Annotated in this window: 14 protein-coding genes; 10 read left to right on the top strand and 4 right to left on the bottom strand. The window is 67.3% G+C overall.

Annotated elements, in window-relative coordinates; translation table 11 throughout:
- The first annotated feature begins 22 nt into the window (after positions 1–22).
- Positions 23–187, top strand: coding sequence for a hypothetical protein (locus tag AC1GI4_RS07570; protein ID WP_479629124.1), 165 nt, complete (start codon positions 23–25; stop codon positions 185–187).
- A 4-nt stretch (positions 188–191) separates the two neighbouring features.
- Here AC1GI4_RS07570 and AC1GI4_RS07565 read toward each other — a convergent pair whose 3' ends face one another.
- Complete coding sequence (locus tag AC1GI4_RS07565; RefSeq protein WP_294270151.1) at positions 192–1,718, bottom strand: TadA family conjugal transfer-associated ATPase; 1,527 nt, start codon at positions 1,716–1,718, stop codon at positions 192–194.
- Between the two features lie 108 nt (positions 1,719–1,826).
- On the opposite strand from AC1GI4_RS07565, the gene AC1GI4_RS07560 reads away from it, so the two are divergent.
- A complete protein-coding gene (locus AC1GI4_RS07560) occupies positions 1,827–3,359 on the top strand; it encodes a S1C family serine protease (RefSeq protein WP_479629123.1) in 1,533 nt (510 codons plus the stop codon).
- Positions 3,360–3,448: 89 nt separating this feature from the next.
- Positions 3,449–4,999, top strand: coding sequence for a tetratricopeptide repeat protein (locus AC1GI4_RS07555; protein WP_479629122.1), 1,551 nt, complete (start codon positions 3,449–3,451; stop codon positions 4,997–4,999).
- Positions 5,000–5,072: 73 nt separating this feature from the next.
- Here AC1GI4_RS07555 and AC1GI4_RS07550 read toward each other — a convergent pair whose 3' ends face one another.
- Positions 5,073–5,906, bottom strand: coding sequence for a bifunctional transcriptional activator/DNA repair enzyme AdaA (locus AC1GI4_RS07550; RefSeq protein WP_479629121.1), 834 nt, complete (start codon positions 5,904–5,906; stop codon positions 5,073–5,075).
- Positions 5,907–6,127: 221 nt separating this feature from the next.
- Between AC1GI4_RS07550 and AC1GI4_RS07545 the strand changes: the two genes are divergently transcribed.
- From AC1GI4_RS07545 to AC1GI4_RS07515, 7 genes are all read left to right on the top strand, one after another.
- Positions 6,128–6,697 carry a F0F1 ATP synthase subunit delta gene (locus AC1GI4_RS07545; RefSeq protein ID WP_294274841.1) on the top strand — a complete coding sequence of 190 codons (570 nt, stop codon included), beginning with the start codon at positions 6,128–6,130 and terminating at the stop codon, positions 6,695–6,697.
- 7 nt (positions 6,698–6,704) lie between these two features.
- Entirely contained in the window at positions 6,705–8,234 is a 1,530-nt protein-coding gene (gene atpA, locus AC1GI4_RS07540) for a F0F1 ATP synthase subunit alpha (protein WP_479629120.1), read from the top strand.
- A gap of 126 nt (positions 8,235–8,360) precedes the next feature.
- The gene (locus tag AC1GI4_RS07535) at positions 8,361–9,236 is read left to right on the top strand and encodes a F0F1 ATP synthase subunit gamma (protein ID WP_479629119.1); all 876 of its coding nucleotides are present in this window, start codon (positions 8,361–8,363) and stop codon (positions 9,234–9,236) included.
- Positions 9,236–9,832, top strand: coding sequence for a hypothetical protein (locus AC1GI4_RS07530; RefSeq protein WP_479629118.1), 597 nt, complete (start codon positions 9,236–9,238; stop codon positions 9,830–9,832). Before AC1GI4_RS07535 ends, AC1GI4_RS07530 begins: the two co-directional genes overlap by 1 nt.
- Entirely contained in the window at positions 9,816–11,288 is a 1,473-nt protein-coding gene (atpD, locus tag AC1GI4_RS07525; protein WP_294274270.1) for a F0F1 ATP synthase subunit beta, read from the top strand. Before AC1GI4_RS07530 ends, atpD begins: the two co-directional genes overlap by 17 nt.
- Complete coding sequence (locus AC1GI4_RS07520) at positions 11,288–11,470, top strand: eL24 family ribosomal protein (RefSeq protein WP_007405111.1); 183 nt, start codon at positions 11,288–11,290, stop codon at positions 11,468–11,470. The genes atpD and AC1GI4_RS07520 overlap by 1 nt, the downstream gene beginning before the upstream one ends.
- Position 11,471: 1 nt before the next feature.
- A complete protein-coding gene (locus AC1GI4_RS07515; RefSeq protein WP_058746267.1) occupies positions 11,472–11,723 on the top strand; it encodes an ATP synthase F1 subunit epsilon in 252 nt (83 codons plus the stop codon).
- Between the two features lie 316 nt (positions 11,724–12,039).
- On the opposite strand, the gene AC1GI4_RS07510 is transcribed toward AC1GI4_RS07515, so the two are convergent.
- Positions 12,040–14,211, bottom strand: coding sequence for a primosomal protein N' (locus tag AC1GI4_RS07510; protein WP_294274263.1), 2,172 nt, complete (start codon positions 14,209–14,211; stop codon positions 12,040–12,042).
- A gap of 63 nt (positions 14,212–14,274) precedes the next feature.
- Positions 14,275–14,523, bottom strand: a complete 249-nt coding sequence (locus AC1GI4_RS07505; RefSeq protein ID WP_294274261.1) for a DUF333 domain-containing protein — start codon at positions 14,521–14,523, stop codon at positions 14,275–14,277.
- Positions 14,524–14,540: the final 17 nt, after the last annotated feature.

Raw genomic sequence — 14,540 nt, 5'->3', positions numbered from 1 at the left:
GACGGTCGCGCGGTTCAAGGACATGGACGAGCGGGCCTTCGCCGAATATTTCCTCGTCGGCTCGCTGTTCAGCATCTTCTGGACGATGCTCGTGACCGGCGCATGGCTCGCCTATGACCACCGGGTCGGCGGCGACGTTCGGAAGCATGCCGAACGATATATGGGGATCGAGGCCAAGAAGGACTGATTCCCTACAGGCACGCCTCCAGCAACGCCTTGTCGAAACCGAACTGCTTGGCCTTGTCCAGCGTATAGGGGCGCAGGTTCGACGAGCGATACTCGCCGATGATCTTGCCGTCGGTGCCTTCGTCCAGATACTCGAAACTGAACAGTTCCTGCGTCACGATCACCGGGCCTTCCATGCCGATCACCTCGGTGATGTTGGTCACGCGGCGGCTGCCGTCGCGCAGGCGCTTGACCTGGACGACCATGTCGACCGAGTCGGCGATCTGGCGGCTGATCGCCTCCTTCGGCACCTTGATGTCGGACATCATCACCATATTCTCCATGCGGGCCAGCGCCTCGCGCGGGGAGTTGGAGTGGAGCGTGCACATCGATCCGTCATGGCCGGTGTTCATCGCGGCCAGCAGGTCGAAACACTCCGACCCGCGGATTTCGCCCAGGATGATCCGGTCGGGCCGCATACGCAGGGCGTTGCGGACCAGGTCGCGGATGCTGATCTCGCCCTGGCCCTCCAGATTGGCGGGGCGCGTCTCCAGCGGCAGCCAGTGTGGCTGTTGCAGGCGAAGCTCGGCCGCGTCCTCGATGGTCAGCACGCGCTCGCCCGGATCGATCATCTTGGACAGCGCATTCAGCATCGTCGTCTTGCCCGAGCCGGTGCCGCCCGAAATCACGATGTTGAACCGCGACGCGCCCGCGATCTTCAGCAGAGTCGCCATGTCCTGGCTCATCGACCCGCCGCTTGCCATCATGTCGAGCGTGATCGGCTTGGCGGAGAATTTGCGGATCGAGATGGCGGTGCCGCGAAGCGACAGCGGCGGCACGATCACGTTGACGCGGCTGCCGTCCTTCAACCGCGCATCGGCCAGCGGCGTGGTCTGGTCGACGCGGCGGCCGACCGAGTTGACGATGCGCTGGGCGACCTGGAACAGATGCTCCTCGTCGCGGAACCGGATATTGGCGAGTTCGAGGCGCCCCTTGCGCTCCACATAGGTCTGCTCGGGGCCATTGACCATGATGTCGGTGATGTCGGTATCCGCCAGTAGCTCCTCGAGCGGACCCAGACCCAGCAGCTCGTCGACCAGCACCTTTTCCAGCGCGAACTGTTCGCGCCGGTTGAGCGTCAGCTTCAGCTCGGCCAGCACCTCGCCGATGATCGGGCGGAATTCCTCGGCCAGCTCGTCCTTGCCCAGCGTCGCGGCGGCTTCCGGGTCGACGCGCTCGAGCAGGCGGGGAAGGACCTGTTCCTTGATCCGGTGGATCGACGCCTCGAAGCCCTCGCCGCGCGCCGGGGTCGGATCGATCGAGGCGGCCTGGCGCTCGGCGAGCCGCTGCATCGCGTCGGCGGCGGTGCCGGGCACGGCGATCGCGCCTTCCAGGGCATTCAGCGGCGGGAATTGCGTGCCCCCACCAGGTGCGGACGAATCGGAATCGGGACGCGCGATGGGGCCGGGGCCGTGCATCGGGCGCGCCACCCCGAAGGCCGGGCGACCGGCGGCCCCGCTTCCCAAACCCTGACGGCGACCGAAGGCACTCATCCCGACATTCCCCATGGCATTCGGCCATTCCCTAAATGCCAAGATTTACCATAAGCCTAACCGATCCCGGTTGCAGGCGGTGGAAAGGGCGGGATATGGCCCTGTCCGATGCTCAGCCGGTTCGTCCTTGCCGTCCTCCTGACCCTGGTCGGACTGTCGCCCGCGATGGCCGGGGCGGACGACATCGCCGCGACCGCGCGCGGCGTGGTGCGGGTCGTCACCATCGCCATGGTCGACGACCAGGTGGCCGGGTTCGGTCATGGCTCGGGCTTTGCGGTCGCGCCGAACCGCATCGTCACCAATGCGCATGTCGTCGAACTGGCCGAGCGCTATCCCGACAATGTCGTCATCGGCGTCGTTCCGTCGGAAGGCAGCAAATCCTATCAGGGCCGGGTCATCGCCTATGACGCGCGCCGTGACCTGGCGCTGATCGAGGTGAGCGAGGCCAGGCTGCCGCCGGTGGCCCTCTTCACCGGCCCGGTGACGGAGGGGGACCAGGTCATCGCGCTCGGCTATCCCGGCAATGTCGACCTGGCGACCGCGCAGTCGGCGGCGGACTATATCCGACCGCTGTCGCCCGTCCGGTCGCAGGGTGTCGCTTCGGGCCGCCGTGCGCTGACGGGCATCGAGGTGCTGCTCCACACCGCCAGCATCGCGCGGGGCAATTCGGGCGGGCCATTGCTCGATCCGTGCGGGCGGGTGATCGGGGTCAATTCGGCGCTGACCCGCGCCGATGACGGCGATTCGACCTTCGGCTTCGCGATCGCCGACACCGAGCTGATGGCGTTCCTGCGCGAGGCCAAGCAGCCCTATGCCTCGGTCGGCGTGCCCTGCACCTCGATCGAGGAGCGGCTGCGCGAGGACAGCGCGGCGGATGCACGCGCGATCGCCGATGCCGCCACCGCCAAGCGCGAGGCCGCCAACGCCGCGGCGCTCCGTCGCGAGGAGGCGTTGAACGCGGCACGGGGCCAGGCGGAGCGGCTGCGCGAGAACGTCATGGCGGTCGCGGCCCTGCTGCTGGTCGGCGGCGCGCTGGCGGTCGGCGCGGCCGGGCTGCTGGAGTCGCGCGGATCGCGGCGGGCGGCGATCTGGACCGTGTCGGTGGGCGGCGTGGCGATCGTCGCGGCGGTCGTCGTGTTCCTGCTGCGCCCCTCCGCCGAGATCCAGCTGCCGCGCGAGACGATGGCAACGGGCATGGACGCGACGACCGGCGGCCCGAGCGCGCCCGGCACGGCGATCGGGCCGATGATCTGCACCCTGATCCCCGACCGCAGCCGGATCACCGTGTCGTCCACCGCCGAAACGCGGCTCGACTGGGGCGCGAACGGCTGCGCCGACGGCCGCGTCCAGTATCTGGAGGGCGAGGGCGGCTGGCAACGGATCATCGTGCCCGAGGAGGAGCCGACCGTAACCGTCGCGCGCTTCGATCCGGTCACGCGCACCTATACCCAGACCCGCTACATGCTGCCCGCCGCCACGATGGACGCGATCCGCAAGTTGGAACAGCCGACCACGCCCAAGGCCTGCGTCAAAACCGACAAGGCGCTCCAGAATCTGGAGGCTGTGCAGGCGCAAATCCGCCAGCAGTTGCCCCCGCTGCCCAATGAGAAGCTGGTTTACACCTGCCGCTCGGGCCGCTGATCCTTACAGCGCGCCTATGAGGGCTTGCGCCGTCGCCATCGTTTCGACGACATAATCGGTCTGACTGATGCGGCTTGGGAGGGCCGGAGATGACCAAGGGGGGAAGGCGCGCCCGTCGCTGGATGGCGGCCGCGATGTTGGCGTGTGTGGGGGCATTGGCGGCGACATCCGCCCAGGCCGAATGGCGCGAGGCGCGGGCGAGGCACTTCATCCTCTACGGCAACATGTCCGAGGACGCGATCCGCACCATGGCGACGCGCCTCGAACAGTTCGACGGCGCGATCCGCTATCTCTATCATAAGCCCGAGGTCGACGGGCAGGAGAGCAACCCCGTCACCGTCTATGTCCTGCCCAACGAGGCGGCGGTGCGGCGGCTCTATGGCAAGGGCGGCGATCATATCGCGGGCTTTTATGAGGGCAGAGTTTCCGGCTCGGTCGCGTTCACGCCCATGCGCGGCGAGAATGACGGGCCCAACGGGTTGCAGCCGCAACAGGTGCTGTTCCACGAATATGCCCATCATTTCCTGCTCGGCAATTTCCAGGTCGCCTATCCGGCCTGGTACACCGAGGGCGCGGCCGAGTTCGCCGGCACGGCACGCTTCGAGCGGGACGGGATCATGCTCGGCGTCGCGGCCCAGCATCGTGCCTATGGCCTGCTCGACGCGGCCAAGCTGCCGATCGAGACGCTGTTCGATTCGTCGCGTCGCAAGCTGAGCGATATGGAAACCGACCAGGTCTATGGACGCGGTTGGCTGCTCACCCATTATCTGATGTTCGATGCGACGCGGGTCGCGAATTTCAATCGCTATGTGACCCTGCTCAACGAGGGCAAGTCCAGCATCGACGCGGGCAACGAGGCGTTCGGATCGCTGAAGCAGCTGGATCGGGAACTGGGTCGCTATCTGGGCCAAAGCAAGATTCCCGGCATGTTGGTCCGGTTCGAACGGCTGCCCAAGGCCGACGTATCGGTGCGCGTGCTGAGTGCGGGAGAACAGGCGATGATCCCGTACCGGATGCAGTCGGATCGTGGCGTCGACCGCACCACCGCGGGCGAAGTCTATGCGCGAGCCTCGGCCGTGGCGGCGGCCTGGCCTCAGGACGCGGTCGCGCAGGGCTGGTTCGCCGAAATGGCCTATGACGCGGGCCAGGACCAGGCGGCCGAGGCGGCGGCCGATCGGGCGCTGGCGGTGAAGCCCGACCTGCAACAGGCGCTGCTCTATAAGGGGCTGCTCCATCTGCGCCGCGCCGCCAGCGACAAGACGAAGGACCCCGCGCGGTGGAACGAGGCGCGAAGTTGGGTCATCCGGGCCAACCGTGCCGATCCCAATGCCGCCGAGCCGCTGGCGGTCTTCTACAGCAGCTTCCGTATGGCGGGCGAGCGTCCGCGCGAATCGGCGGTGAAGGGGCTGGAGCGCGCCTTCGAACTGGTGCCGCAGGATCAGGGGCTTCGCTTCATGATGGCCAGCCAGCAGATTTCGGCCGGGCAGATCGACCAGGCGAAGCGCACGTTGCGTCCGCTCGCCTATGATCCGCACATGCCGCCCGACAATCCGGCGGCGACGCTGCTGGCGCTGCTCGACAGCGGCAATCAGGATGCGGTGAAGACCGCGCTGGCCGCCGTCAGCGACAAGACCGAATAGCCGGCTCGTTCCGGGGCGCCTTGCGTGTGCCCGTCATTGCGAGCGGAGCGAAGCAATGACGGCATCGCTGGGTTCAGTCCGTCCCCAGCAGCGCCTGCGACACCGCCTCGATAAAGGCGATCCGCCGGGCAGGTTCGGGTAATAGCGGATCGGGAACTTCGGTGGCGGTGACGATTTCGGCGATATGGTCGCGCGTCGCATCGTCTGCCGGGCCGATGGCGGCGGCGGGTAGCGAGCGGACCAGCGCCTGTTCGTTTTCCTCGAATGCAATCCGGGCGAGGCCACGCTCTGTCATCGCCACCAACACTGACCCCATTGGCGAGCCGACGATCGTCCAGACGACGTTCACCCCCTCGCCACCGCGACGCCACTGACCCGGCGCCATGCCCAGCCGCTGGTCGCTGTCCGCATAGAAGCGGCTGGGCGCGGCATAACCCGCCTCGTACAGCGCGGCGGTGATGCTGGGCTCGGCCGCGAGCGCCTGCGCGGCGCGGGCGGTGCGGCGCGCCCTGGCATAGGCGGCGGGCGTCACCCCGGTCGCGCGCTTGAACAGCCGGTGGAAATGATGCGGCGCATAGTCGACCTGCGCGGCCAGCGCCTCCAGCGACGGCGGGGCTTCGGCCGCCTCGATCAGGGCGATCGCCGCCGCCACCGCCTGCCGGTCGCGCGTCACCGTATCGGGCAGGCAGCGCAGGCAGGCGCGGAATCCTTCCGCGCGCGCGGTCTGCGGACTGTCCAGAAACCGGACATGCTCGCGTCGGGGACGCCGCGCCGCACAGCTTGGGCGGCAGTAAATTCCGGTGGTCTTCACCGCGACGATGAACCGGCCGTCCGCGTTGCGGTCGCGCGCGTCGAAGGCGGCCCAGGCGGCGTCCTCGTCTAGCGGTTGGGGCGTGATGTCGGTCATGGCGCGTCAGTTCTCGCAAAATCCATTGTGGCTTTCATCCCACGGCTTGCGGCCAAAGCTCTCACGCCTGCGTCACCAACCTGTCATAACATGTGCCACGCACCTTGCATCCAAAGGTTCCCGATGCTAACCGCCCGCCAACCCATCGGAGGCGCGTTTTTCGCGCCCCGTTCCCCATGGGGCCAACCCGTTCGTTGTTCGAGGAATTCGCATCCGTGGAGATGTCCGGCGGTACTATAAGCGGCACAGGCGGCATCCAGGCGAGCCTGGGTGGTCGTTATGCGCTCGCGCTGTTCGAAACGGCTGAGCAGGGCCGTTCGATCGACACGATCGAGGCGAGCCTCGTGACCCTTCGCGACGCGCTGGCCGCCGACAAGGATCTGGTCGCGCTGACCAAAAGCCCGGTCGTCGCGCGCGGCCAGGCGGTCAAGGCGATCCTGGCGGTCGCCGACACGCTGGGCCTGGACGGGGTGACCAAGAATTTCCTCGGCGTCCTCGCCGAGAATCGGCGCCTCTCGGCGCTGCCGCAGATCATCCGTGCCTTCCGCCAGCTGGCCAGCCGCCATCGCGGCGAGGTCGCGGCCGAGGTGACGAGCGCCCACCCGCTGACGGAAGGACAGGTCGCCGAGCTGAAGCAGCAGCTGCGCACCCGCGTCGGCCGCGAGGTGTCGGTCGACCTGTCGGTCGATCCCGACCTGCTCGGCGGGCTTGTCGTCCGCATCGGTTCCCAGATGATCGATAGCTCGATCCGCACCCGTTTGAATGCGCTCGCCAGCGCGATGAAAGGCTGACGTTCCCATGGATATCCGCGCCGCAGAAATCTCCAAGGTCATCAAGGACCAGATCGCCAATTTCGGCACCGAGGCCCAGGTCAGCGAGACCGGCCAGGTGCTGAGCGTCGGTGACGGCATCGCGCGCATCTACGGCCTCGACAATGTCCAGGCGGGCGAGATGGTCGAGTTCGCCAATGGCGTGCAGGGCATGGCCCTCAACCTCGAAGCCGACAATGTCGGCGTCGTGATCTTCGGTTCGGACGCCGAGATCAAGGAAGGCGACACCGTCAAGCGCACCGGCACCATCGTCGACGTGCCGGTCGGCCGTGGCCTGCTGGGCCGCGTCGTGGACGGCCTGGGCAATCCGATCGACGGCAAGGGCCCGATCGAGGCGACCGAGCGCCGCCGCGTCGAGGTGAAGGCGCCGGGCATCATCCCGCGCAAGGGCGTGCACGAGCCGGTCCAGACCGGCCTGAAGGCGATCGACGCCCTCGTCCCCGTCGGCCGTGGCCAGCGCGAGCTCATCATCGGCGACCGCCAGACCGGCAAGTCGGCCGTCGCGATCGATGCCTTCATCAACCAGAAGACGGTCAACGCGGGCGCCGACGAGTCGAAGAAGCTCTACTGCATCTACGTCGCCGTGGGGCAGAAGCGCTCGACCGTGGCGCAGCTGGTCAAGACGCTCGAAGAGAATGGCGCGATGGAGTACTCCATCGTCGTCGCCGCGACGGCGTCGGAGCCCGCGCCGCTGCAGTTCCTGGCGCCCTACACCGGCACCGCGATGGGCGAGTATTTCCGCGACAACGCGATGCACGCGCTGATCGTGTTCGACGATCTGTCGAAGCAGGCCGTCGCCTATCGCCAGATGTCGCTCCTGCTGCGCCGTCCGCCGGGCCGTGAAGCCTATCCGGGCGACGTCTTCTATCTGCACAGCCGCCTGCTGGAGCGTGCGGCCAAGATGAACGACGCCAACGGCGCCGGTTCGCTGACCGCGCTGCCGATCATCGAGACCCAGGCGGGTGACGTGTCGGCGTACATCCCGACCAACGTGATCTCGATCACCGACGGCCAGATCTTCCTCGAAACCGACCTGTTCTTCGCGGGCATTCGCCCGGCGATCAACGTCGGCCTGTCGGTCAGCCGCGTCGGCTCGGCCGCGCAGACCAAGGCGATGAAGAAGGTGTCGGGCTCGATCAAGCTGGAGCTGGCGCAGTATCGCGAAATGGCCGCCTTCGCGCAGTTCGGCTCGGACCTCGACGCCTCGACGCAGAAGCTGCTGAACCGCGGTGCGCGCCTGACCGAGCTGCTCAAGCAGCCGCAGTTCAACCCGCTGCCCTTCGAGGAGCAGACGGCGTCGATCTTCGCAGGCACCAACGGTTACATCGATAACGTGCCGGTGGCGCAGGTCGTTCGCTACGAAGCGGCGATGCTCGCCTATCTGCGCAACGATCACGCCGATGTGCTGGCGATGATCCGCGACACCAAGGATCTGGGCGACGAGGCCAAGGGCAAGCTCAAGGCCGCGCTCGACCAGTTCGCGAAGATCTTCGCGTAAAGCAGACATAGCCCTCTCCCCTGGTGGGAGAGGGTTGGGTGAGGGGGCGCTGCAAGCAACCCCGCCCGTGGCAAACCCTCACCCCGACCCTCTCCCGCGAGGGGAGAGGGAGGCAGAAGGACGAAGATGGCGAGCCTCAAGGCCCTCAAGATCCGGATCAACTCGGTCAAGTCGACCCAGAAGATCACCAAGGCGATGAAGATGGTCGCCGCCGCCAAGCTGCGCCGGGCGCAGGACGCGGCGCAGAACGGCCGTCCCTATGCCGAGCGTCTCGAAGCGGTGATGGCCGGCATGGCCGCGCGCGTCGGTGGCGTCGGTGCGTCGCCGCTGCTGGCGGGCACCGGCAAGGACGATGTCCAGCTGCTGGTCGTCGCCACCTCGGAGCGTGGCCTGGCGGGTGCGTTCAACACCAACATCGTCCGCGCCGCGCGCCGCAAGGCCGAAGAGCTGACCGCGGAAGGTAAGACGGTGAAGTTCTACATCGCAGGCAAGAAGGGGCGCGTGCTGAAGCGCTTCTTCCCGAACGCGATCCTCGCCGATCATGACATGAGCGCGATCAAGGCGCCCAAGTTCGACGACGCCCGCGAAATCGCCGACGACCTGATCGCGCGCTTCGAGCGCGGCGAGTTCGATGTCGCGCACCTGTTCTACTCGAAGTTCGTTTCGGCGCTGGTGCAGGACCCGGTTTCGCAGCAGCTGATCCCGGTGCCGATGCCCGCGCCCAGCAAGGCCGAAACCTCGGTCGAGGCGGTCGCCGAGTTCGAGCCGAGCGAAGAGGACATCCTCGACGCGCTGCTGCCGCGCAACGTCGCGGTGCAGGTCTTCCGCGCGCTGCTGGAAAACCAGGCCGGTTTCTACGGTTCGCAGATGAACGCGATGGACAATGCCACGCGCAATGCGGGCGACATGATCCGCCGCCTGTCGATCCAGTATAACCGCACGCGTCAGGCCGCGATCACCACCGAGCTGGTCGAAATCATCTCGGGCGCCGAGGCGCTCTGATGCGTCTTGCGCTCCTTCTGGGCCTGACGGTCGCTCTGGCCGGATGCGGCCAGGCGTCCGACCAGCCGAAGGAGACGCCCAAGGCAACGCCTGCGCCGTTCGTGACGGGCGGCTGGGCGACCGTGTTCGGCAACGCGCCCGAGACGGTCAGCCTGTTCGACCGGATGGGCTTTCGCATGAGCGGTTACGCGCCCGTCCAGGGCCAGTACCGCGCCATCGCGCAGGCCACGCCGATGGCCGATCCGTCGGTGTCGCCGGTCAATATGGGCAACCTGATCGTCGAAGGCGATGCGAAGCGACTGAACGAAATCCGCTTCTCGCTCGACATCGTCAATCTCGACACCAGCCCGTTCGCCAAGACGCAGTTCATCCGCTGGGTCACCAAGCCGATGGATCAGCTGGGTCTGGACGGCAAGGATGCGGTTTCGGCCGCGATCCAGACCGAAAGCGCCACCACCGGCCACCTGACCGGCGCCGATTACCGTGTTACCCGTGACAAGATCGACGGTGGCCGCCGTCTGGTCGTAACCTTTACCCGCCCCGAAGCTAAGTCGGGCCAGCAGAACCAAGGAAGCAATGATGGCAACCGCCGCTGATGACATCCGGCCGACCACGGCCACCAACAATGTCGGCACGATCGCCCAGGTCATCGGCGCGGTCGTCGACGTTCACTTCCCCGATCACTTGCCCGCGATTCTGTCGGCGCTGGAGACGGACAATAACGGCACCCGCCTGGTGCTCGAAGTCGCGCAGCATCTGGGCGAGAACACCGTCCGCACGATCGCAATGGACACGACCGAGGGTCTGACCCGCGGCCAGAGCGTGACCGACACCGGCAACCAGATCCAGGTTCCGGTCGGCCCCGCGACGCTCGGCCGCATCCTGAACGTCGTCGGCGAGCCGATCGACGAGCGTGGTCCGGTCGCCACCGACCTGCGCGCGCCGATCCACGCCAAGGCGCCCGAGTTCATCGAGCAGTCTACCGAGAGCGCGATCCTGGTGACCGGCATCAAGGTCATCGACCTTCTCGCGCCCTATGCGAAGGGCGGCAAGATCGGCCTGTTCGGTGGTGCCGGCGTCGGCAAGACGGTTCTGATTCAGGAACTCATCAACAACATCGCCAAGGGCCATGGCGGCACCTCGGTGTTCGCGGGCGTCGGTGAGCGGACCCGCGAGGGCAACGACCTGTATCACGAGTTCCTCGACGCGGGCGTCATCGCCAAGGACGCCGAGGGCAACGCGATCAGCGAGGGCTCGAAGGTTGCGCTGGTTTATGGCCAGATGAACGAGCCGCCGGGCGCCCGTGCCCGCGTCGCGCTGTCGGGCCTCGCCATCGCGGAATATTTCCGCGACCAGGAAGGCCAGGACGTGCTGTTCTTCGTCGACAACATCTTCCGCTTCACCCAGGCGGGTGCGGAAGTGTCGGCGCTGCTGGGCCGTATTCCCTCGGCGGTGGGTTATCAGCCGACGCTGTCGACCGACATGGGCGCGCTGCAGGAGCGCATCACTTCGACCAACAAGGGTTCGATCACCTCGGTGCAGGCCGTGTACGTGCCCGCCGACGACTTGACCGACCCGGCGCCCGCCACCTCGTTCGCCCACCTCGACGCGACGACCGTGCTTAACCGCGCCATCTCGGAGCTGGGCATCTACCCGGCCGTCGACCCGCTCGACTCGACCAGCCGCGTGCTCGAGCCGCGCATCGTCGGTCAGGAGCATTATGAGACGGCGCGTGCGGTCCAGTCGCTGCTCCAGCGCTACAAGGCGCTGCAGGACATCATCGCGATCCTGGGCATGGACGAGCTGTCCGAAGAGGACAAGCTGACCGTCCAGCGCGCCCGCAAGATCCAGCGCTTCCTGTCGCAGCCCTTCCACGTCGCGGAAGTCTTCACCGGCATCTCGGGCAAGTTCGTCCAGATCGAAGACACGATCCGCTCGTTCAAGGCGGTGGTCGACGGCGAATACGACCATCTGCCGGAAGCGGCCTTCTACATGGTCGGCGGCATCGACGAAGCCGTCGCCAAGGCCGAGAAGCTGGCCCAGGAAGCCTGATGTCCGCGCCGCGCCGCGAGGATGCGGTCAACGACGTCTGTCCCTGGTCGGGTAAGCCGATCAGCGACGACGGGTTGACGGTCTATCGCGGCGCGGTGGTCGGCTTCTGCAATCCCGGTTGCCGGGACAAGTTCGACGCGGCCATCACCGCGTTCGACCGCGCGATTGAAACGAGACCCTGACATGCTGCACTTCGAACTCGTGACCCCCGAAAAGCTCCTCCGCTCGGAGGAGGTGCACATGGTGGTCGTCCCCGGCACCGAGGGCGATTTCGGCGTGCTGGAGGGCCACGCGCCCTTCATGTCGACGATCCGCGACGGCGCGATCCAGGTCTACCGCACCGAAAAGGGCGAGCCGGAGTCGATCCAGATCCGTGGTGGCTTCGCCGAGGTGGGGCCCAAGGGCCTGACCGTGCTGGCGGAGCATGCGGGGTAAGGATTTTCCTTGGCTGGGTTTTGAAACGGTCGTGGCGCAAGCTGCGGCCGTTTTCGTTTGTGGTGGGCGGGGGGCGTGGCCTTCGACTTCGCTCAGGCTGAAGGGAGCGAGTGGTACATTGCCCATTCCCCACCGCCGTTCAGCCTGAGCGAAGTCGAAGGCCAAGGGAAAGCCTTTTCCCATACGGTAAGCCCCTCCCGCAGGCGGGAGGGGTTTGGGGAGGGCAGGGAATCTCGCAGAGCCACCGCCCGCGGCCTTTCCCTCCCCCATCCCCTCCCGCTTGCGGGAGGGGCGTGTTTGGCGGCGATCGGCGCGCTTATAAAAAGCTATACGGGTCCACATCCACCGCGACGCGCACCTTCGCGGACCATTCCACCCCGCCCAGCCATTCGCGGATGACATCCTGCACCGCCAGCGCGCGCCGGGCATGGACCAGCAACCGAAACCGATGTCGCCCGCGCAGCATCGCCAGCGGGGCGGGCGCGGGGCCGAAGACGTGCATCCCGTCCACCTTCGGCGCGGCGCGCGCGATCGCGTTGGCGGTGGACTGCGCCGCGCCCTGATCCTCCGAGGAGATGATGATCGCGGCATAGCGGCCGAAGGGCGGCGCATCGGCGTCGCGGCGTGCCTCCGTTTCCGCCTCGTAAAAGGCGTCCGCATCGCCCGTCACCAGCGCCTGCATCACCTGCGCCTTGGGGCTGTGCGTCTGGATGAAGACATGGCCAGGCTTGGCCCCGCGCCCGGCGCGGCCCGACACCTGCCGGATCTGCTGGAAGGTTCGTTCCGCCGCGCGCAGATCGCCGCCGTCCAGCCCGAGGTCCGCGTCGATCACTCCGACCAGCGTCAGGTTGGGGAAGTGATAGCCCTTGGTGATGAGCTGCGTGCCGACGACGATGTCGATGTCGCCCGCCTCCATCCGCCCGACGAACTCCGCCGCCTTGGCGGGGGACCATATCGTGTCGGAGGTGACGACGGCGATCTTCGCCTCGGGAAACAGGGCGGTCGCTTCGTCCGCGATCCGCTCGACGCCGGGGCCGCAGGCGACCAAAGTGTCCTCGCCATCGCATTCGGGGCAGGCGCGCGGCGTGGGCAGGACATGGCCGCAATGATGGCAGGCCAGCCGCCGGACCAGCCGGTGCTCGACCATCCAGGCGGTGCAATTGGGGCACTGAAAGCGATGCCCGCAGGTCCGGCACAAGGTCAGCGGGGCATAGCCACGCCGATTGAGATAGAGCAGCGACTGTTCGCGCTTCTCCAGCACGTCCTTCATCGCGGCGACCAGCTTGGGTGCGATCCAGCGGCCGCGCTCGGGCGGGTTCTGGATCAGGTCGATCGCCTCGATCGTCGGCATCTGCGCGGGGCCGAATCGGCCGGGCAGCTTGACCTCGGTATAACGGCCCAGCGCCACCTGTTGCCGCGTCTCGATCGCGGGCGTGGCCGAGGCGAGGATGACCGGGCACGGCTCGAACTTGCCGCGCATCACCGCCACGTCGCGCGCGTGATAATGGACGCCGTCTTCCTGCTTGAAGCTGGTCTCGTGCGCCTCGTCGACGACGATCAGGCCGAGATTGGCATAGGGCAGGAACAGCGCCGAGCGCGCGCCGACCGTCACCAGGCCCTGGCCGCTGGCGATCGCCCGCCAGGCGCGGCGCCGCTGCGACGAGCGAAGGCCCGAATGCCACGCCACCGGCTCGCAGCCGAAGCGGTCGTGGAAGCGCTTCAGAAAGGGTTCGGTCAGCGCGATTTCGGGGAGCAGGACCAGCACCTGCCGCCCTTCGGCGATGGCCTGCGCCACCGCCTCGAAATACACCTCGGTCTTGCCCGATCCGGTGACGCCGTCGAGCAGCACCGGCTGGAAGGCATGGGCGGTGACCCCTGCGACCAATATATCGGCAGCGGCGCGCTGATCCTCGGACAGTTCGGGGCGATGATGGTCGGGGTCGGGCAGCGGGAACGGGCTGTCGATATCGACCTCCACCCCCTCGATCGCGCCGTTCTTCACGAGTCCCCGGATCACCGCGTCGGAGACATCGGCCATCGTCGCCAACTCGCGGATCAGGCCCTGCCGATCGCCGATCCGCTCGAGCGCCTGCGCCCGCTGCGGTGTCAGGCGATCGGGAACATGGCCCGTCACACGATATTCGGTAACGGTGCGCGCGCCCTCCAGCGCGGAGGTGGAGGACAGCGCCATGCGGACCACGGCGGCGGGCGGCGCGAGATAATAATCCGCCGTCCACTCGATCAGCCGACGGAGCGCATCGGGCAGGGGCGGCGCGTCGGCCACGCCCAGCAGCGGGCGAAGGCGATTGTCGCCGACCTCTGCGTCCGACGGCATCCGCTCCGGCTCCCACACCACGCCGAGCAGCTGGCGGGGACCCAGCGGCGCGACGACGATCGACCCCGGCTCGACCGTCAGCCCATGCGGCACACGATAGTCGAGGGGGCCGAGCGCGGAGTTCAGGACGAGGACGCGGGCGCGCGAAGACATGCCTCTGCTATATGGGGCTATATACCGGAGAGGAAAGGGCCGGTGTCTCCGCGCGGGTTCGCGTCAGCGGAAGGGGTTGTGGCGCGGCGCAGGCTTCTTGCCGTCGAACATGCGGAACAGCGTCCATTCCTCGACGATCTTCTTGCCCGGCAGATAGCACAGGCCGATCGCGCCACCATCGGCCAGCTTCGCGGGGACCGAGCGGCCGCCCATCGTCGCGCAGAAGGTGGAGGCGGGATTGGGCATGGCCGTGGCGGCAACCGGCAGCGTGGCAGTCACGATGCCGATGGCAAGGATGGCGGCTTTCTTCATACCTACGATCTCCTTTT

Source organism: Sphingomonas sp. 77B, from assembly GCF_056497825.1.
Note: the sequence above shows the minus strand (reverse complement) of the source record. Positions and strands in the feature narration are given on the sequence as shown.